Below are 19,316 nucleotides of genomic sequence, written 5' to 3'. Positions count from 1 at the left end.
AAATATTACCGTTTCACAACCTAAAAAAATAGCCTATACAATGGCATCATCATTAACATTTTTTTTAAATATCAGATAAGTAATAATTATGTCGAATACTGTGAAAAAAAATTCCCCTGGATTTATGGTTTACCTTGCAGGACTTAGCATGCTGGGGTTTTTAGCTATTGATATGTATTTACCTGCATTCGGTGCTATGCAAGACACCCTGCATACATCAGAAGGCGCTATCAGTGCTTCTCTCAGTATATTTTTAGCCGGTTTTGCCTTCGCTCAATTGTTATGGGGGCCATTGTCAGACAAACTTGGCCGTAAGCCTGTGCTCATTGTGGGCTTAACTATTTTCATTATCAGTAGCTTAGCTATTTATTGGGTGGAAACCGCAACACAGTTATTAACACTACGATTTTTACAGGCTGTTGGTGTCTGCTCCGCTGCAGTTTTATGGCAAGCTCTTGTTATCGACCGCTATGATGAAGCAAATACCCAAAAAGTTTTTGCTTCTATTATGCCGTTAGTTGCGCTATCCCCTGCTTTAGCACCATTATTAGGAGCATGGGTACTAGAACACCAAACATGGGAAGCAATTTTCCTGATCCTAATGGCTGTGGGTATATTACTTTTATTGCCAACACTCTTTTTGAAAAATGTTTCAGTTAAAACAATAATTGATGACAGCCAACCACAAGCTAAGATTTCTTTCTCAAACTTACTCAGTTCGCCAGTTTTCAGCGGTAATGTGCTCGTTTACGCTTCATGCAGTGCGGGTTTTTTCGCTTGGCTAACTGGCTCGCCTTTTATCTTACGTAATATGGGTTTCAACCCTGCGGATATCGGTTTGAGTTATATTCCACAAACTTTAGCCTTTATTGTTGGTGGGTATGGCTGCCGTATTTTATTAGCAAAAGTCCGAGCAGAAACAATATTTCCATTGTTACTTGTTGGTTATGCGGTAAGCATGTCTATTTTATTCATCATGGCTATTTATACCACACCATCATTAACTATGATCTTGATCCCATTCTGCTTTATGGCAGCTATGAACGGAGCCTCTTACCCAATTGCAGTATCCAAAGCACTAAATGCATTTCCTAGCGCCAGTGGTAAAGCTGCCGCATTACAAAATGCCTTACAACTAGGTTTATGTTTTTTAGCCAGTCTACTTGTTTCTGCTCTTACTTTCGACCCATTGTTAGCAACAACTGGGGTGATGGTAGTAACGATCATTCCAATGGCCATTGGCTATTTTATGCAACGCTGTGCAAGCAAAAATAACCAAACTATTAAGCAGGTTGATTGCCAAACGAATTCATAAAGTATAGCTTACCGACTCAATCATGCCGAATCTTATCGGCATGATTTTTATTTTAGCAAATTCATAAAAATTTCCTTCAGTGTATAGCACTAGTGACCATACGGTAATATATGTTCAGTATTTTGCTATATAACCAATAGCCGATTATTCTTGGCTGGTAAAACCTTACCTTTCTCATCAATTTTCTTAATTCAAAGCGGATTTCACTAAAAATTAAAGTTTTAATTTTGTCATCTACTAAGATATAGATATTTCATGGTTAATTTTCTTGTTAAAAAACGTTATCATTGCGACATTAAATAATGAGTGCTCAAGAATGATGTTAAAACAGTACTATCCACCAGATGAATTAAAATCCTTTGTTAGTTCTATTTTGATAATCAAAGAGTTTACAGAAGCAATTAAAATTTTCCCTGGAACAGGTGCTGAAATCTGGGTTTCATCAGATGCATTTCGCATGACAACTGATAACGATTCAATAACAGACCCTTACCAGCTGATTATTCCTAGGGTTAATACATTTACTGCTAGCCCTAATCATTCAAAAGTAATGGTATTACGTATTCGTCATGATGCCTTACGTTTTCTACTGCCTCAAAAAACATTAAACTATACTGACACCCCAATCGCACTAAATGAGATATGGAAAGACCGCTGGTTTGAAGCTTTAGCTAATTCTTCATTTAAAGAGTTGTTAGATTGCTTTAATAGGACTAAAGCTAAGAAAAAGCCTCACTTCATTGATGAAGTTTTAGAATTACTGTATCGAAATCCAACAAAAAAAATCACAGAAATTGCTGAAGAGACAGGATTACACGTCCGAGTCATTCAAAAAGAGTTTTTGAAAGAATACGGCATTACACCAAAAAGGTACCAGATCAATTGCCGCTTAGAACATGTTTTAAAAAGTATGGTAGTAGAACAAGACACCTACCGTTGGTTTGAAACAGGGTATTATGATCAATCCCACTTTTACCGTGATTTTAAAAGATACTTTACTATGACGCCGTCGGCATTTTTAAAATCGAGTTATTCGCTTTTTTACAATACAAAAACTAAGTACCCATTAAGATAGTTCTTAATACATAAGGAGAACGGAATGAGTATTGTTGTGTATGCCCAAATTACAACAGAAAGGACAGATGGGTATTTAACGAAAGAAATCGTTCGCGACTTAGCAAAACTGAGCCGCCGAGAGAAAGGATGCATTCAATATGATCTTATGGCTAAAGAAAATGGTTATATTGTTTTTGAGGAATGGGAAGACACTCAAGCATTAGAAATGCATAAAAATAGTCCGCATTTCAGGCGATTAGTTGAAGCAATTGAACGTGATAACGCCAGCTTCTCTGTCAACTTCAGTGAAAAATGATCTATTAATATTGAAAACCGGAACTAGTCATATTTTTTGATAATGTTAATTTTCATTATTTAATAGAACTTCATGACAGACATTCAATAAACAAAGACTAACCATATTTTATTTAGGCTATAGCATAAATCATTATAGCTATAGCCTACTTGGCTGTTTCTTCTGCTATTTTTCTTTAAAGTAAATAACGCGGTTATCACCTTTTACGTCTGTTTACTCTGTTTTCGCTATGTCCGCCATCTCTTCTGCTTGCTGTAGTAATTTTTCTTGTTCTTTTTGATTTAAAACACGCTCAACGGTATCAACAATAGCCTGAGTTTGAGGGTCTATCTCAATATTTATTTTATCACCCAACCGTTTTTTACCTAATGTTGTTCTCTCTAATGTTTCAGGGATGAGATGTACGCAGAACCGATTGTTGATTACATCTCCGACCGTTAAACTGATACCGTCAATCGCGACAAAGCCTTTATGCAAAATATATTTCATCAAAGATTTATCACGAATTGATAACCAAATCTGGTGGTTATCTTCAGATGTGAAGATCTTACTAATTTCAGCTGTTGTCATAATATGACCTGAAACAACATGGCCACCGATTTCGTCACCATATTTTGCAGCCCGTTCGATATTAACAACATCACCTTCTTGTAATTCCCCCAAGTTAGTTAATCTCAGGGTTTCTTTAATTAGATCAAAACTAACTCTTTCACCATCAATCTTTGTTACCGTCAAACAACAACCATTATGTGCAACGGAAGCCCCTGTTTCTAAACCTATAAGTAATTCTGGGGTAAATTTCATTACATGAGTTCGAAAGTTGGCCCTTTCTGTAATTTCAACAATAGGAGCAGTCGCTTGAACAATGCCTGTAAACATAATGATTCTCAGTGTAGTGGATTAATAGGCTCAGTTTACATCAGAATTGTTAGAGATCTATCCTATTTGAGTGATAAACAAAACGATAATAAACCTAGTATGTAACAATATATTAGGTTCTAAAATGCTCTTTCATAGTTTGTTACCATATCATTATTGGAATCCATTTAGAAACGGGATAGAATAAGCGGTTTTTAGCAATCGATGTGTTTTTAGTAACTCATTTATTTTTCTAGTTTTTTTCTCTTACTTGCTTTTATTACAAAGGTGTATGCGTGCAGAAATATTTTACAGAAGCGCGTAGCTTGTTGGCACTTGGTATTCCTATCGTTTTAGCTCAATTTTCACAAACTGCAATGGGGTTTGTGGATACGGTTATGGCTGGAAGTGTTAGTGAAATTGAGATGTCCGCAGTTGCAGTTGGGTTTTCCATCTGGCTGCCAGCTATTCTTTTTGGCCAAGGAATTTTGATGGCATTAACCCCAATCGTTGCACAAATGAATGGGTCAGGCCGTCGCAACCTAATAGGCGACCAAATTCAACAAGGTCTATGGTTAGCGCTACTTTTAGCCTTAGGCATTATGTGCCTTCTTTATAACAGTCAGCTTATTATTAGCAATATGCCCCATATTGATAAAGAATTGGCAGATAAATCTGTCCGTTTTTTACATGCCATTATGTGGGGAGCTCCAGGCTACTTATTTTACCAAGTATATCGTAGCCAATGTGAAGGGCTTTCAAAAACCAAGCCGGGGATGGTGATTGGTTTTCTTGGCCTAATGATTAATATTCCTATTAACTATATCTTTATTTATGGTCACTTTGGTGCACCTGCTTTAGGTGGTGTGGGTTGTGGTGTCGCCACTGCATCAGTGTATTGGGCTATGTGTCTGATGATGAGATGGTATGTGAAACGTGCTACTGCGCAGCGTGATATTCGCCCTACACTCTCTTTCACATCGCCAAATCCATTAATCTTAAAGCGAATTATCGTGTTAGGTACGCCTATTGGTCTGGCACTTTTCTTTGAAGTCACTTTATTTGCTGTCGTTGCACTGCTAGTCGCCCCATTAGGGGTTGTTGCAGTAGCTGGTCACCAAGTTGCGTTGAATTTCAGTTCTGTGATGTTTATGTTCCCATTATCATTAGGAATAGCAGCAACCATTCGCGTAGGTTATAACTTAGGGCAGAAATCGACTGAAGCTGCTAAAGTTTCATCTTATACTGGTATTACTGTTGGCTTAATGGTCGCTTGTTTTACTGCAGTTCTCACCGCCGTTTTCCGTGAGCCGATTGCAATGATGTATAACAAAAACCCAGAGGTCGTTGTTTTAGCAAGCAGCTTAATGTTATACGCCGCTATTTATCAGCTGTCAGATTCTGTGCAAGTTATTGGTGCCGGAATTTTACGTGGTTATAAAGATACGCGTTCCATTTTCTTTATTACCTTCACTGCATATTGGTTACTTGGCTTGCCTTCTGGTTATATTTTAGCGTTAACTGATTTTATCGTACCAGCTATGGGGCCTAAAGGCTTCTGGATTGGCTTTATTATTGGTTTAAGTGCCGCTGCAATAGGAATGGCAACACGAATTATATGGATCCATAAGCAAACAGAGGATGTTGTCTTACTTCGCTCAGCTCGCTAATTGACGGTTTTTTAAGCTTTTTATTATGGGAGAAGATGTATTTCGCACCAGATAGTTTTAAATACGAACAAACTATCGCGAAAATACATTTTCCCCTTGCCAGATGAACTTCATAACGTTAATATTCATCCCCGTTGTCACCTAGATATCTTTTAGATGCGTCCGTAGCTCAGTTTGTTAGAGCACCACCTTGACATGGTGGGGGTCGGTAGTTCGAGTCTACTCGGACGCACCATTTCTAGTGAACACAATGTTAATTTTCAGCGCGTCCGTAGCTCAGTTGGTTAGAGCACCACCTTGACATGGTGGGGGTCGGTAGTTCGAGTCTACTCGGACGCACCATTTCAAATTAACACAATCAAATTTTCCAGTGCGTCCGTAGCTCAGTTGGTTAGAGCACCACCTTGACATGGTGGGGGTCGGTAGTTCGAGTCTACTCGGACGCACCATTTTATTTATCTCCCTGCTACCTAAAATTTCTCTTGATTGTCTATTATTATTCCCTTAATTTGTTGCGCAACAAATTAACTTCCTTAATTTTAAATGAATTTTTGATCTGAATGGTCTCTTCTCTCAATTTAGTAAAATTTGATTTGTCTCACAGTTTTTTGTTGTCTATAATACTCACGCTGGCTGAAAGGTTTCACCAGTAGTAAATCAATACGTTAGCTTTAATTGAATTTGTCATCTACACTATAATAAGAAACAAAATGTGACAAATTTAAGTGTAATAATGCATTAAACACCAGACTGTCGCCTATTCTTATAAATGAGTTGCGCAACAAAATTTACCATGCGTACGATTTATAAAATGACTAAGCATCGGCGACAATACCGATTTCCTTTATAACATTAGATAGACTGCCATGAAAAAAACCAAAATTGTTTGTACTATCGGTCCAAAAACCGAATCAGAAGAAAAACTGACTCAACTTCTTGATGCTGGCATGAATGTCATGCGCCTCAACTTTTCTCACGGTGACTATGAAGAACATGGTCAACGAATCAAAAACCTTCGTTCTGTTTGTGCCAAAACCGGCAAACAAGCAGCTATTCTGTTAGATACCAAAGGCCCTGAAATTCGCACCATGAAATTGGAAGGTGGTAACGATGTTTCACTCGTTGCGGGTCAAACTTTTACATTTACTACCGATACCTCTGTTGTAGGCAATAAAGATAAAGTTGCCGTGACCTACGCAGGCTTAACTTCAGATTTAAAAGTTGGCAATACCGTATTAGTTGATGATGGCTTAATTGGCATGAAAGTGACTAATGTCACTGCAACTGAAGTCGTTTGTGAAGTTTTAAATAACGGTGACCTCGGAGAGAAAAAAGGGGTTAACCTGCCAGGCGTTTCTATTGGCTTACCGGCATTAGCAGAGAAAGATAAAGAAGATTTAGTTTTTGGTTGCCAACAAGGTGTTGATTTTGTTGCTGCTTCATTTATTCGTAAACGCTCAGATGTCGAAGAAATTCGAGCTCACCTGAAAAAACATGGTGGTGAGAACATCCAAATCATTTCTAAAATTGAAAACCAAGAAGGTTTGAATAATTTTGATGAGATTTTAGAAGCCTCTGACGGCATCATGGTTGCTCGCGGTGACTTAGGGGTCGAAATCCCGGTTGAAGAAGTTATTTTCGCCCAAAAAATGATGATTGAAAAATGTGTTGCTGCACGTAAAGTCGTGATTACTGCTACACAAATGTTAGATTCAATGATCAAAAACCCACGCCCTACTCGTGCAGAAGCGGGTGACGTAGCCAATGCTATTTTGGATGGTACTGATGCAGTTATGCTTTCAGGTGAAAGTGCGAAAGGTAAATACCCTGTAGAAGCCGTAACTATTATGGCGACTATCTGTGAGCGTACTGACCGCATCATGCAAACTCGTATCGATAATCAAAAACCAAGCCAACGCCTACGTGTCACTGAGGCTGTATGTCGTGGTGCAGTGGAAATGTCTGAAAAATTAGATGTTCCACTAATCGTTGTAGCAACCTACGGCGGTAAGTCTGCTAAGTCTGTTCGTAAATATTTCCCTACTGCACCAATCCTCGCGTTAACGACTAATGAAGAAACTGCACGTCAGTTATTGTTAGTAAAAGGTGTGATCCCAATGATAGTTGGCGGATTTACATCTACAGATGACTTTTATCGTGAAGGTAAACGCGCAGCTCTAGAAAGTGGATTAGCGGCTCCTGGTGATGCTGTTGTGATGGTTTCCGGTGCGTTAGTACAAAGCGGTACAACCAATACCTCTTCAGTTCACGTGCTGTAATTAAATTTTATTTGTCTTTTAAAAGGCCGATAGAGATCACTTGAAGTGAACCCATAAAGTTGGACACTTTTAGTTAAGCGGCTTGTAAGGCCTGATTTCGATATTCAATCGGAGTCAGGCCTTTTAATTTGAATTTAACATATAGTGCTGCCCTGATGTAACTATTCATTTATTTCATTTTCTCTAGTAAATATCTTATTGCTATTTAAGCGTAATATCATAAAACGCACTCAAATTGGTCAAATAACAACCTTCATTGATCTTAATTTAAATTTTTCTTCTTTTTCCTAGTACTAAATATAAAGTATTTCTAGCAAAACTTTATATTTAGTACTAGCATAAGACATAGTAAGTGCCATACCCTAATTTTCATTAGGTTGTTTTAAAGGGATATAGCAAGCTGTAAATAACAGTCTTAGCTCTATTGTTTGGTGACTTGCTTTTTATATTTTCAAGATAAATCAATCTAGAGGGTAAAATAATGATTCGTACTAAAATTGTACTGGGCTCTATCGTATTAGCTTCAGCATTACTAGCGGGTTGTTCTAACAGCACTGAAGTGCAAAAACTCTCTTCAGACGTACAAACTCTGAATGGTAAAGTTGATCAACTGAGCAACGACGTTCAGTCTCTGCGTTCTGACGTACAGACAGCTCAAGAAGAAGCAGCACGTGCTAACCAACGTTTAGACAACCAAGTTCGTACTTACAAAAAATAAGTTAGATTTGGTCGTTGTCTAGTTGAAACAGCGCTTCTTTGAAGCTAATAGTATTTATGAGGGCCTATGAAAATAGGCCCTTATTATTTTGGAGTAGTTATTCAACTACAGAGGAAGAGCGATATTTAGTGGGTAGCACTGCGCTGACTTTATGGTCATAGATAGGCTGTGGCTGTGAAATAGTAAAAGGTTCAATAGGCACTAACCCTTCGTGCTGCGTTTCAGAGTCTGAAGAACTATTACCCTGATCATTATTCACACGCACAGGCATCCCAGAACGTCTTGCTAGCTCTTTTTCTACTAAAGCCTTATCAACCCCTTCATTTTCCAGAAAACGCTTGAAATCGTCAGTCAGTTTGATTGGCATTGTTTGTGGGTCATCATTATTTGTCCGAGATAATGGCTGATGCACCTCAATGTAATAACTGCCATCAGTTTCTTTGGAGTATTTTACAGGCTGATCAATAACTTGGACACGAGTTCCTTTTGGTACTGTCTTGAATAACGCTTCAATATCATCAGGACGTAAACGAATACAACCGGAGCTCACCCGCATACCAATACCAAAATCTGCATTAGTACCGTGGATCAGATATTCACCACGCCCATATGCTAGTCGTAATGCATACAAGCCCATTGGGTTTTCAGGACCTGCTGGAACAACAGCAGGAAGCGTTATACCTTCTTTAGCATAATTTTTACGGATGTTCGCCGTTGGCGTCCATGTTGGGTCTTTAATTGATTGGCTTACTGAAGTTACCATTTCAGGTGTATCACGACCTAATTGGCCAATACCTATAGGGTAAACAATCACTTCTTCGCTGTTCGCCGGATAATAATATAAACGCAGCTCTGCTAAGTTAATCACAATTCCGGTTCTTGGCGTTGACGGTAACAACATTTGTGCTGGAATGATAAGCTCTTTTCCAGCTTCAGGAAGATACGGGTCCGTTCCAGGGTTTGCTTCAAGCATGCCTAGTAGCCCAATTTGGTGCTCACTGGCAATGGCTTCCAGTGGACGCCCGTCATTGGGTACGATATACGTGTAATTTTCCCCGATAAGTCGAGTGTTACTGTCAGGTAATGGATATTCTTTTGCTTGAGCTGGAGCCAATAAGGCGCTCATGACAAACAAACTTGCCACCGTCAAAACTCTTTTCATACCTACTCCAAGGAAAATAATGTTCTTACAATAATTCAATGATTATTGTTCATAATAGCAACTATCTCTCATATCTTTAATACTAAATAAATATTTTTATTAAGTATTAATATGGAAGTAGTCTTTTTATGATAACTAAATACGATGACTTTAATGAATTGCTCGGATAAAGAATAATACCCAAGAAGTAAAATATAAGAGAGGGAGCATAACGCTCCCTCGGTAAGATTATACTAATTGTGCCGCTCGCGATAAAATTGTGCGGATCATCGCATTCAAACCTTGAGTACGTGAAGGTGTTAAATGCTGCTCTAATGCTAATTGTTCAAAAAATGACTTCACATCGAGTGCTAATATTTGTTGCGCTGTTTTACCTTGAAAAAGAATAATAACAATTGCAACTAGCCCTTTAACGATGGCTGCATCGCTATCACCTGCAAACGTAATTGTACCGTCCGCTTGTTTTTGCATATCAATCCACACTTGGCTTTGGCATCCAGCGATTAAATTATTATCGCTTCTTTGTACCTCAGAGAGTTCAGGTAAACGCCCCCCTAGCTCTATCATATAGAGGTAACGCTCCTCCCAGTCCTGACAGCGAGAGAAATTACGTAATAACTTACTTTCATCGGGTAATGCGGGCATGCTCAGTTCCTTTACCATCTGTTTCTTATGTGCTTAGCCTAACAATTTTTTGATGCGCTGTAACGCATTGCATAAAGAATCGATTTCTTCTTTAGTGGTGTATATCCCTACAGAAGCGCGGCACATAGCGGGAACTTGGTAATGTTCCATTAATGGTAAAGCACAATGATGCCCAGTACGGATTGCAATGCCATACCTGTCAAGGAAAGACCCAACATCATAAGCATGGTGCTTGCCTAAATTGAAAGCCAGAACACCTTCCCGTTGGTCATTGCCATATAATATAACTGAAGGTATTTCTTGCAATTTCTTAGAAGCATAAGCCATCACTTCAGCTTCATGAGCAAATACATCAGATAAATTTAGTGCATTTAAATAATCAAATGCCGCCCCTAAACCAATAATTGCGCTTACATTCGGTGTTCCCGCTTCAAAGCGCCAAGGTGCGTCAGCAAAAGTGATCCCTTTGGTCAGGCTGACTTGGCGGATCATCGCCCCACCACCTTCCCATGGTGGCATCATATCCAAAATAGCTTTTTTACCATAAAGGATACCAATACCCGTCGGGCCATATAGCTTGTGACCTGAAAACACATAGAAATCACAGTCTAAGGCTTGTACATCAACCTGCTGATGCATTGCACCTTGCGCACCATCAACCAATACCGTGATTTCACCGCCTTTTGAGGCAGCAATTGCTCGTGCTTGCTTGATTATCTCCTGTACGGGATTAACTGTTCCCAATACATTAGAGATATGTGTAAAGCTCAATAATCGCGTACGTGAATCAATGACATCATTTAATACCTCTAACTGTAGCCTACCATCATCAGAAATTGGGATAACTCGGATTTCAAAACCAATTTCTTCAGCTAACATATACCAAGGTACAATATTCGCATGATGTTCCATTTCAGTGATGACAATATTGTCCCCTTCATGGAAATACTTTCGACCAAAACTATTTGCTACTAGGTTAATACCTTCCGTTGTGCCTTTAACAAACACAATTTCTTCATTTGAAGCTGCGTGAATGAAAGCGGCCGCTTTTTGACGAACCTCTTCCATCATTGTCGTAGCATTTGCACTGAGAGTATGTATACCGCGATGAACCGCGGCATATTGATTCAACGTAAATTCACTTTCTTTTTCAATGACTTGTAAAGGCTTTTGTGCACTTGCTGCACTATCCAAATAGACTAACGGATGATTATTGACAGACTGAGATAAGGCAGGGAAATCCTGCCTGACTGAAGCGACATTGAATAGCATGGGGATTAAACCTCCGCTAAGCGCTGGCGGATGTTTGCCATCACAGCGTGTTTTAACTCTTCCGATTCAATAGATTCTGTAAGTTCTGCAGCAAATGCGATGATAATCATATGTTTTGCTGCTTTACCCTCAATGCCTCTTGAACGCAGATAAAACAGTTGTTCGTCATCAATACGACCGACCGTTGCACCGTGACCACACTTTACGTCGTCCGCATAAATCTCAAGCTGAGGTTTAGTATCAATTTCAGCTTTTTCACCTAACAACAACGTATTGTTAGTCATCTGACCATCTGTTTTTAATGCATTCGGCGCTACTTTAATCATGCCATTAAAGACAGCTTTACTGCTATCCATCGCAATGACTTTATGTAGTTGGCGGCTATTACAGTAACCCTTATTGTGCTCCAAATACGTACGAGTATCTGCAATTTCATTGCCTTTAGGCAGCAATAAACTGTTAAGTTCAAATTCTGTATTTTCACCATCAAGGCGAGCACTGGTATGGTTTCGCGTTAATAATGCGCCAAGTAAAAAGCTCGTACTTTTCACCCGACTATCACGCCCAATAACAATATCATTGTGAGCAAAATGCTGAGCCTGACCATTTTCAATATTTAACTTAAAGTGACTAAAATCTGCATTATCACCGACTTCAACCGTTAAACGGCTGCCCGTCATGTGCATTTGGTCATTCAAACTGACATAATGCTCAATCACTTGAGCTTTGCTGTTCGCATCTAACGTTAAATGGTAGCGATACTGGCTAATATTCGTAGCCTGTTTATCGCTGCTACCCGTTGAAATATTCAGCAGATACAATGGTTTCTCTGCTATTTTATTTGCAGCAAGATGAACAACTAACGGTTGTACCGCCAAGCTTTCTGTTAAATGCAAGAAAATCTCGCTATTTACAGGCGAAGGAAGCAAGTCTTGGTTATCAAGCAAAGACACTTGGAATGGCCCCATATCAATGGAGCTTAGTGCTGAACTATAGCGCCCATCAATTAAAACAAGGCGATAGGCGTCAATCGGCAGAGCCAATGCTTCACAGTCTTTTGCTTCAACATCGCTATCACTAAAACGATACTGAGCCTCAAGTACCGTATTTAGTGGTGTATAGTGCCAATCTTCATGGCGAAACGCAGGTAAGCCAACTTGTTTTGCCATTTCCCAATGCGTTTTAGCATGTTGAGAATTAACACCGTGTCGTTGCTCAAACAATTCAGAAAAACGTGACATTGCTTGCTCATTGAGCTTTGCAACTTCAGCACGTTTTTGTGCTCTTTCACTGTTGGTCAATAAGCCAGCCATAACCCTGCTCCTCCAGTTTTTTCGCTAAACTGAAATCACCTGATTTGATGATTTTCCCTTGATATAACACGTGGACAAAGTCAGGCTTTACATAATCCAAAATACGTTGATAGTGGGTTACGATAATAAATGAACGTTCAGGCGAACGTAATGAATTCACACCGTTAGCCACAATTTTCAGCGCATCAATATCTAAACCGGAGTCAGTTTCATCAAGAATACACAATTGAGGCTCTAGAGCTGCCATCTGCAGGATATCGTTACGTTTTTTCTCACCGCCGGAAAAACCCACGTTAACAGAACGAGCAAGTAAATCTTCTGGCATTTCTAATAATTTGATTTTATCTTCAATAAAATCTTGGAAATCAAAACGATCTAATGCTTCTTGCTGGCGATATTCTCTGACCGCATTAACGGCGGTTTGTAAGAAAAATTGGTTACTGACCCCTGGAATTTCAACAGGGTATTGGAATGCGAGGAAAACGCCTTCCCCTGCACGCTCTTCTGGATCTAACTCAAACAGGTCTTTACCTTTAAACGTCACTTCACCGCTATCAATTTCATACTCTTCGCGGCCAGCAAGTGTGGCTGATAATGTACTTTTACCAGAGCCATTTGGGCCCATGATGGCGTGAACTTCCCCTGGTTTTACTTCCAGAGATAACCCTTTTAAAATCTCATTACCTTCTACACTCACGTGTAAATCTTTAACACTTAACATATTTACATGCCTTTAGCGCCTTAGCGCAAATAAACTCGATTAGGATCAACCAACACTGTGCTCTAAGCTGATTGCCAGTAATTTTTGTGCTTCTACGGCAAATTCTAATGGAAGCTCCGAGAACACATCTTTACAGAAACCATTTACAATCATTGATATCGCATCGTCTTCGCTGATACCACGTTGTAAACAGTAAAATAACTGGTCTTCTCCAATACGTGAGGTTGTCGCTTCATGTTCGAGCTGTGCCGTATTATTTTTAACTTCCACATACGGGAAAGTATGTGCACCGCACTGTGTACCAATTAACATAGAGTCACATTGGGTAAAGTTACGAGCATTATGTGCACTTGGTAAAATTTTCACTAAACCGCGATAACTGTTTTGGCTCTTACCTGCTGAAATACCCTTAGAAATAATCGTTGAACGGGTGTTTTTCCCGATATGGATCATTTTCGTTCCGGTATCTGCTTGCTGATTACCATTTGTTAATGCAACAGAGAAAAACTCACCGACAGAGTTATCCCCCTTAAGGATAACGCTTGGGTATTTCCATGTGATGGCAGAGCCAGTTTCTGACTGCGTCCATGACATTTTTGAATTTTCACCTTCACACAATGCACGCTTAGTCACAAAGTTCAGGATCCCACCGGCTTCGCTATCTCCACCGGAGAACCAGTTTTGGACAGTCGAATATTTAACTTCGGCATCTTTATGAATAATCACTTCAACAACCGCCGCATGGAGCTGATAGCTATCACGAACAGGCGCAGAACACCCTTCGATATAACTGACATAGCTACCTTCATCGGCAATTAAAATCGTACGCTCAAACTGGCCTGTTTTGGCTGCGTTGATCCTAAAATAAGTTGATAGCTCCATTGGGCAATGTACGCCTTTTGGTACATACACAAACGTACCATCTGAAGCTACCGCCGCATTTAATGCCGCAAAAAAGTTATCATGGCTCGAAACGACTGACCCGAGATATTTCTGCACCAGTTCAGGGTACTCTTGAATAGCCTCACTGAACGAACAAAAAATAACCCCATGTTTGGCTAAGTCATCACGGTAAGTTGTAGATACCGAGACCGAGTCAAAAATGGCGTCAACCGCAACAGCCTTCCCTTCACGTACAGGAACACCCAATTGGTTAAAAGCTTCTTCAACTTCAGCCGTTAAATAATTATTGGCTTCCGCTACACCTGTGCCTTGGGTTGCACCAGATTGCGAACCACAGGTATCATCACATGAGCCACAAGATGGCGCAGAATAATAGCTATAGTCTTGATAATCGAGATTTGGGTAATTCGCTTTAAGCCAATGAGGCTCTTCCATGCCTTTCCAGTGATTAAAGGCATCAAGACGGAATTGGAGCATCCACTCAGGCTCATTACGTTTTGCTGAAATTGCGCGGATCACATCTTCGTTGATGCCTTTCGCCATTTCATCAGTCGCGACTTCGGTAAAGAAGCCTTCTTTATAACGCTGGTCATCAAGCCAGCTTTGAACATCATCGCCAACTTCTACATTGCTCTGTGACATAATCTGACTTCACATGTTAAACGCCGAAGCTTTCACCACACCCACAGGCATGTTGGGCTTTCGGGTTATTGAATTTGAAAATTTGATTCAGCCCTTCTTGGACAAAATCAACGACTGTGCCATCAATAAATGGCATTGCTTCTTTTGGCACATAAAGATGTGCGCCATCGAGTTCAAATAACAGGTGTTGCTCTGTTGGGTTTTCGATCATTTCAAATACATAACCAAAACCCGCGCAGCCGGACTGTTTTACGCCAAGTGAAAGCCCTTTAGTGTTTGGGTTTTGCACCATCAATTTTTTGATTTGTTTTGCAGCGCTTTGTGTCAGGCTAACTCCCTGCCAATTGTTTTCATCAAATGAAAATGTCTCTACACCGTCAGTCATATTGACCCCACATTTCTTATGGCTTTTCAGCCTGTTATCAGGAGATTAACTCTGCCTACCCTATGGTAATGATTAGCTAATTGACTTCAACCATTTGTTTTAAGAGGTTATAGCTATTTTAGCTCTTTTCTTGCTCATTATCAGGTTAAAAAACAAACAAGCACCTAGCAAAATAAGATCAACCCATTGATAAATAATGAATAAGTAGAGTTGTGTTTTTTATTTAAATTTGTACTAAATAATACACTTAAATGACACAAATTAATAAAGATGCATTTATTATACAACTTAATTAACTTGATAAAAAATGAATTTATAGAAAGAATGGCCATATAACCATACAATAATAAGGGTTTTATAGGGTGTTCTGGCATTTAATTAGCCAAAAAAACCCTATATATAGAATGGTTATTATTCAAATAATACCGCAGTTGTCAGGCGAGAAGTACAACACAATTTGCCTTGTTCATTGAAAATTTCAATATTCCACACTTGCTGGCGACGTCCTAAATGAATAGGCTTACAAATACCTTTTACAACTCCTGAGCGAGCAGCACGAACATGATTTGCATTGATTTCCAACCCGACCACCTTTTGTTCCCCTTCCGAGCACATATAACCCGCAATTGAACCCAAGGATTCGGCTAACACAACAGAAGCACCGCCATGCAATAACCCAAAAGGCTGTTTGGTACGATGATCGACAGGCATTATTCCCTCTAAATAATCATCTCCAATTGCCGTGATTTCAATGCCAAGATGCCCTAACATGCAGGTTTTTGACATTTCAGCGAGTTGTTGCAAATTAAATTGACGTTTCCAAATCATTAAACTATCTCCAACAGTGCTTGAATCGGATGTTTTATCGATACATTTTCCATTCGCTTAACTTGGCTACGGCAAGAATAACCTGAACTTAAACAGCGATCTTTTGGCAAAGAAGACATCGCGCCTTTCCACGATAAATCATAAATTCCTTTTGAATTTTGAAGATTGGCCACTTCGTGCCCATAAGTCCCTGCCATGCCACAACAGCCAACACTAACATTATTTAATGTTTGCCCAAAGCGAGCAAATAACGCTGCCCATTGATTCGCACTATTAGGTAAAGCCGTTGATTCCGTACAATGACCGAAAAAATACCATGGTTGTGTCGAAGCCACTTGCACATTGTGTGGTTCAGGCAATGTCATTAACCACTCATGCGCCAACATCACCGTAAATTGGCACTGTTCTTTACCTAAAATTTCATGGTATTCATCGCGATAACAAAGTACCAGTGCAGGGTCAACACCGACCATTGGCAACTGTAATTTTGCCACTCGATTTAAAAAGTCCGCTGTCTTGCGAGCTGTTTTAGCAAATTTCGCTAAAAAGCCTTTGATGTGTTGCGCTTTTCCATTCGGTGAAAACGGTAACAATACAGGTTTAAGGCCTAACTTTTCAATTAAGCGGACAAAATCTGCCACCACTTTGGCATCGTAATAGCTAGTGAAAGGGTCTTGAACCACCAGCACATATTTTTCACGCTGTGAATCCGCCATACTTTCAAGTTGTTCAAGCGTAACAGAAACCGCGGCATGGCCTGAAAGTTCTTGTTTTAATGTGGGTTGAGAAAATAACGGTAAATCCACCATACCAATGGTGTGTTGGCTCAGTTTTTGCACCACCGGTTGACGTAAAAAGAAATTAAATACGCTAGGTACCTTGGAAAGTATTGGTGCACTCGCTTCGACGTTTGCAACAATATGGTCCCGAATAGGTCGCAAATAACGCCCATGATACAATGCTAAAAATTTAGCTCTAAATGATGGCACATCAATTTTAATCGGGCATTGTGTTGAGCAGGCTTTACAGGCGAGGCACCCTGCCATTGATGCTTTCACTTCATGAGAGAAGTCATAATCACCTTGCTTCGCACGCCAAGTATTACGTGTTTTCTCTATAAGACCACGCAATGATGGTTGGCTTTGTGTTATACCTTTTTCAAGGTGTTCTGGTGTAACGCCTTGTTCCGCTAGTAACCTTAACCATTCACGAACAAGTGTCGCGCGGCCTTTCGGGGAATGGACTCGTTGACCACTCACCTTCATCGACGGGCACATCGGGCTTTTCACATCAAAATTAAAACACAGCCCATTGCCATTACACTCCATAGCACCACGGAACTCTTGGCGCATTTGGACTGGAATTTGCCGGTCATACGTTCCTCGCTTGATGTCATCAACCTGCTTCATCGGTGCATCCAACCCCGCAGGTGGGCAAATTTTACCTGGGTTCAAACGGTTATCGGGGTCAAATGCCGCTTTAATATTCCGAAGCTCACCGTATAATACATCGCCAAAAAATTCAGGACTATATTGCGCACGGAAACCTTTCCCATGTTCCCCCCACAAAAGCCCACCATATTTAGCGGTTAATGCCACAATTTCATCAGAAATTTGTTTCATCAATACTTCTTGCTGCGGATCACACATATCAAGCGCAGGACGGACATGTAATACCCCTGCGTCCACGTGACCAAACATGCCATAATTCAAGTTGTGACTATCTAATAATGCACGGAATTCCACTATATAATCAGCAAGATGCTCAGGAGGAACACAAGTATCCTCAACAAACGGAATTGGCTTTGCAGCCCCCTTGCTGTTCCCTAACAGCCCAACTGCTTTTTTACGCATGTTATAAATGCGCGTAATATCTTCAAGGTCATGACAGGTTTGATAACCAATCACGCCGGCTTGGTTATTCGCCATTAACTCATCAAGCCGCTGACAAAGGCTTTCAGTTAATTGGTTAATTTCCGCTTCATCATCACCACTAAACTCAACAATATTCAGCCCCAACATTTCCTTATTTGGAATGTCAGTAATCAATGCTTTAACTGAGTGCCAAACAATATCTTCACGCGCTAAATTCAATACTTTCGAGTCAACTGTTTCAACAGACAAGGCTTTTGCATCAACCATAAAAGGTGCATTACGTAATGCGGACTCAAAAGAGTCATATTTGACGTTTACTAAGCGGCGTACTTTTGGCAAAGGTGTGATATCAAGCGTCGCCTCGGTAATAAAGGCTAAAGACCCTTCAGACCCAGTCAAGATACGGGTAAGGTCAAATTCTGTTAGTTCATCATTAAATACATGACGTAAATCATACCCTGTCAGGAAACGATTTAACTTGGGAAATTTTTCTTCAATTAATGGACGTTGCTCTAAACAGCGTTCTAATACTGTTTTATATATACGCCCCACTGTTGAATCTTCTGACGCAATCGTTTGGGCGAGTTCGATAGGCATAGCACGTGTATCTAGGCATTCTCCACCTAACACCATGGCTTTAACGCCTAACACGTGATCAGAGGTTTTACCATATACTAATGAGCCTTGACCTGATGCGTCAGTGTTGATCATTCCACCTAATGTTGCTCGGTTGCTGGTAGATAGCTCCGGCGAAAAGAAATAACCGTAAGGTTTGAGGTATTGATTTAATTGGTCTTTGATGACCCCAGCCTCAACTTTAACCCAACCTTGCTCTGGATTTATTTCTAAAATCCTATTCATATAACGGGACATATCCACAACAATCCCTTCAGTTAAGGATTGCCCATTAGTTCCCGTCCCACCACCCCGAGGTGTAAAGCTAAGCTCACGAAATTTCGCTTGCCCCGCAAGCCGAGTGATAATTTGTACATCTGCACTCGAACGCGGAAATACAACCGCTTGGGGTAATAGTTGGTAAATACTATTATCTGTTGCCATGGATAAACGCTCAGCATAGCTGGTGCCGTTATCTCCAGTAAAACCCTGTTCTTGTAGCTCATGCAAGAACTCAATAACTAGATGACTAAGATGAGGAGCTTCTGATATACGCGGGATCATTATTAACGATGACTCTTGTTGTTTAGTGTTCGCATTACTCGTTATGTACTATCTTTATTTTAAGTTGCACAATAGTGTCTTAGGTCTATGATGGGTTACCTTCACAGCCTGTAAAGACAGCACAGCCGCTGATGACATTGTCATTATGAACCATATCACAATATTGTTTTTTTTAACCGT

16 protein-coding genes and 3 tRNA genes are annotated in these 19,316 nt (G+C 40.0%); 9 read left to right on the top strand and 10 right to left on the bottom strand.

All coding sequences use genetic code 11. The features are described 5' to 3' along the window. Positions 1–88: 88 nt before the first annotated feature. The 3 genes from punC to SJ312_RS03020 all read left to right on the top strand — a co-directional run bounded on the left by punC (position 89) and on the right by SJ312_RS03020 (position 2,687). Positions 89–1,315, top strand: a complete 1,227-nt coding sequence (gene punC, locus SJ312_RS03030) for a purine nucleoside transporter PunC (RefSeq protein WP_319866906.1) — start codon at positions 89–91, stop codon at positions 1,313–1,315. A 316-nt stretch (positions 1,316–1,631) separates the two neighbouring features. Further along, positions 1,632–2,390, top strand: a complete 759-nt coding sequence (locus tag SJ312_RS03025; protein ID WP_232062735.1) for a helix-turn-helix transcriptional regulator — start codon at positions 1,632–1,634, stop codon at positions 2,388–2,390. 24 nt (positions 2,391–2,414) lie between these two features. After that, on the top strand, positions 2,415–2,687 hold the full coding sequence (locus SJ312_RS03020; RefSeq protein WP_004263806.1) for a putative quinol monooxygenase: 273 nt from the start codon (positions 2,415–2,417) through the stop codon (positions 2,685–2,687). A 213-nt stretch (positions 2,688–2,900) separates the two neighbouring features. Here the strand turns inward: SJ312_RS03020 and SJ312_RS03015 are convergent, their stop codons facing one another. After that, entirely contained in the window at positions 2,901–3,566 is a 666-nt protein-coding gene (locus SJ312_RS03015) for a riboflavin synthase (RefSeq protein WP_004263802.1), read from the bottom strand. A 275-nt stretch (positions 3,567–3,841) separates the two neighbouring features. Between SJ312_RS03015 and SJ312_RS03010 the strand changes: the two genes are divergently transcribed. The 6 genes from SJ312_RS03010 to SJ312_RS02985 all read left to right on the top strand — a co-directional run bounded on the left by SJ312_RS03010 (position 3,842) and on the right by SJ312_RS02985 (position 8,212). Beyond that, entirely contained in the window at positions 3,842–5,215 is a 1,374-nt protein-coding gene (locus tag SJ312_RS03010; protein WP_110591619.1) for an MATE family efflux transporter, read from the top strand. A 158-nt stretch (positions 5,216–5,373) separates the two neighbouring features. Beyond that, positions 5,374–5,450 (top strand) — tRNA-Val (locus SJ312_RS03005). A gap of 30 nt (positions 5,451–5,480) precedes the next feature. Further along, a tRNA-Val gene (locus SJ312_RS03000) sits at positions 5,481–5,557 on the top strand. A 30-nt stretch (positions 5,558–5,587) separates the two neighbouring features. Next, a tRNA-Val gene (locus SJ312_RS02995) sits at positions 5,588–5,664 on the top strand. Between the two features lie 417 nt (positions 5,665–6,081). Further along, positions 6,082–7,494, top strand: a complete 1,413-nt coding sequence (gene pykF, locus SJ312_RS02990) for a pyruvate kinase PykF (RefSeq protein ID WP_004263791.1) — start codon at positions 6,082–6,084, stop codon at positions 7,492–7,494. 481 nt (positions 7,495–7,975) lie between these two features. Beyond that, positions 7,976–8,212: a major outer membrane lipoprotein gene (locus tag SJ312_RS02985; protein WP_004263789.1), complete on the top strand. Its 237-nt coding sequence runs from the start codon at positions 7,976–7,978 to the stop codon at positions 8,210–8,212. Positions 8,213–8,309: 97 nt separating this feature from the next. Here the strand turns inward: SJ312_RS02985 and SJ312_RS02980 are convergent, their stop codons facing one another. The 9 genes from SJ312_RS02980 to SJ312_RS02940 all read right to left on the bottom strand — a co-directional run bounded on the left by SJ312_RS02980 (position 8,310) and on the right by SJ312_RS02940 (position 19,136). Beyond that, on the bottom strand, positions 8,310–9,374 hold the full coding sequence (locus SJ312_RS02980; RefSeq protein WP_094961761.1) for a L,D-transpeptidase family protein: 1,065 nt from the start codon (positions 9,372–9,374) through the stop codon (positions 8,310–8,312). A gap of 228 nt (positions 9,375–9,602) precedes the next feature. Next, a complete protein-coding gene (sufE, locus tag SJ312_RS02975) occupies positions 9,603–10,019 on the bottom strand; it encodes a cysteine desulfuration protein SufE (protein WP_096863970.1) in 417 nt (138 codons plus the stop codon). Between the two features lie 33 nt (positions 10,020–10,052). Then, positions 10,053–11,291, bottom strand: coding sequence for a cysteine desulfurase SufS (gene sufS, locus SJ312_RS02970; RefSeq protein ID WP_110591617.1), 1,239 nt, complete (start codon positions 11,289–11,291; stop codon positions 10,053–10,055). A 5-nt stretch (positions 11,292–11,296) separates the two neighbouring features. Continuing rightward, positions 11,297–12,604 carry a Fe-S cluster assembly protein SufD gene (gene sufD / locus SJ312_RS02965; RefSeq protein ID WP_110591616.1) on the bottom strand — a complete coding sequence of 436 codons (1,308 nt, stop codon included), beginning with the start codon at positions 12,602–12,604 and terminating at the stop codon, positions 11,297–11,299. Further along, a complete protein-coding gene (gene sufC, locus SJ312_RS02960; protein WP_004263776.1) occupies positions 12,579–13,325 on the bottom strand; it encodes a Fe-S cluster assembly ATPase SufC in 747 nt (248 codons plus the stop codon). Before sufC ends, sufD begins: the two co-directional genes overlap by 26 nt. Positions 13,326–13,370: 45 nt before the next feature. After that, complete coding sequence (sufB, locus tag SJ312_RS02955; protein ID WP_187710302.1) at positions 13,371–14,870, bottom strand: Fe-S cluster assembly protein SufB; 1,500 nt, start codon at positions 14,868–14,870, stop codon at positions 13,371–13,373. Positions 14,871–14,886: 16 nt separating this feature from the next. Continuing rightward, entirely contained in the window at positions 14,887–15,255 is a 369-nt protein-coding gene (gene sufA, locus SJ312_RS02950; protein WP_004263773.1) for a Fe-S cluster assembly scaffold SufA, read from the bottom strand. Positions 15,256–15,666: 411 nt separating this feature from the next. Next, positions 15,667–16,083, bottom strand: a complete 417-nt coding sequence (gene menI / locus SJ312_RS02945) for a 1,4-dihydroxy-2-naphthoyl-CoA hydrolase (RefSeq protein WP_094961759.1) — start codon at positions 16,081–16,083, stop codon at positions 15,667–15,669. Continuing rightward, positions 16,083–19,136, bottom strand: a complete 3,054-nt coding sequence (locus SJ312_RS02940) for an FAD-binding and (Fe-S)-binding domain-containing protein (protein WP_187710301.1) — start codon at positions 19,134–19,136, stop codon at positions 16,083–16,085. The genes menI and SJ312_RS02940 overlap by 1 nt, the downstream gene beginning before the upstream one ends. Between the last annotated feature and the right edge of the window lie 180 nt (positions 19,137–19,316).

The organism is Providencia sp. CIM-Carb-044 (genome assembly GCF_033901115.1).
GTDB classification, from domain to species: Bacteria; Pseudomonadota; Gammaproteobacteria; order Enterobacterales; family Enterobacteriaceae; genus Providencia; species Providencia hangzhouensis.
Note: the sequence above shows the minus strand (reverse complement) of the source record. Positions and strands in the feature narration are given on the sequence as shown.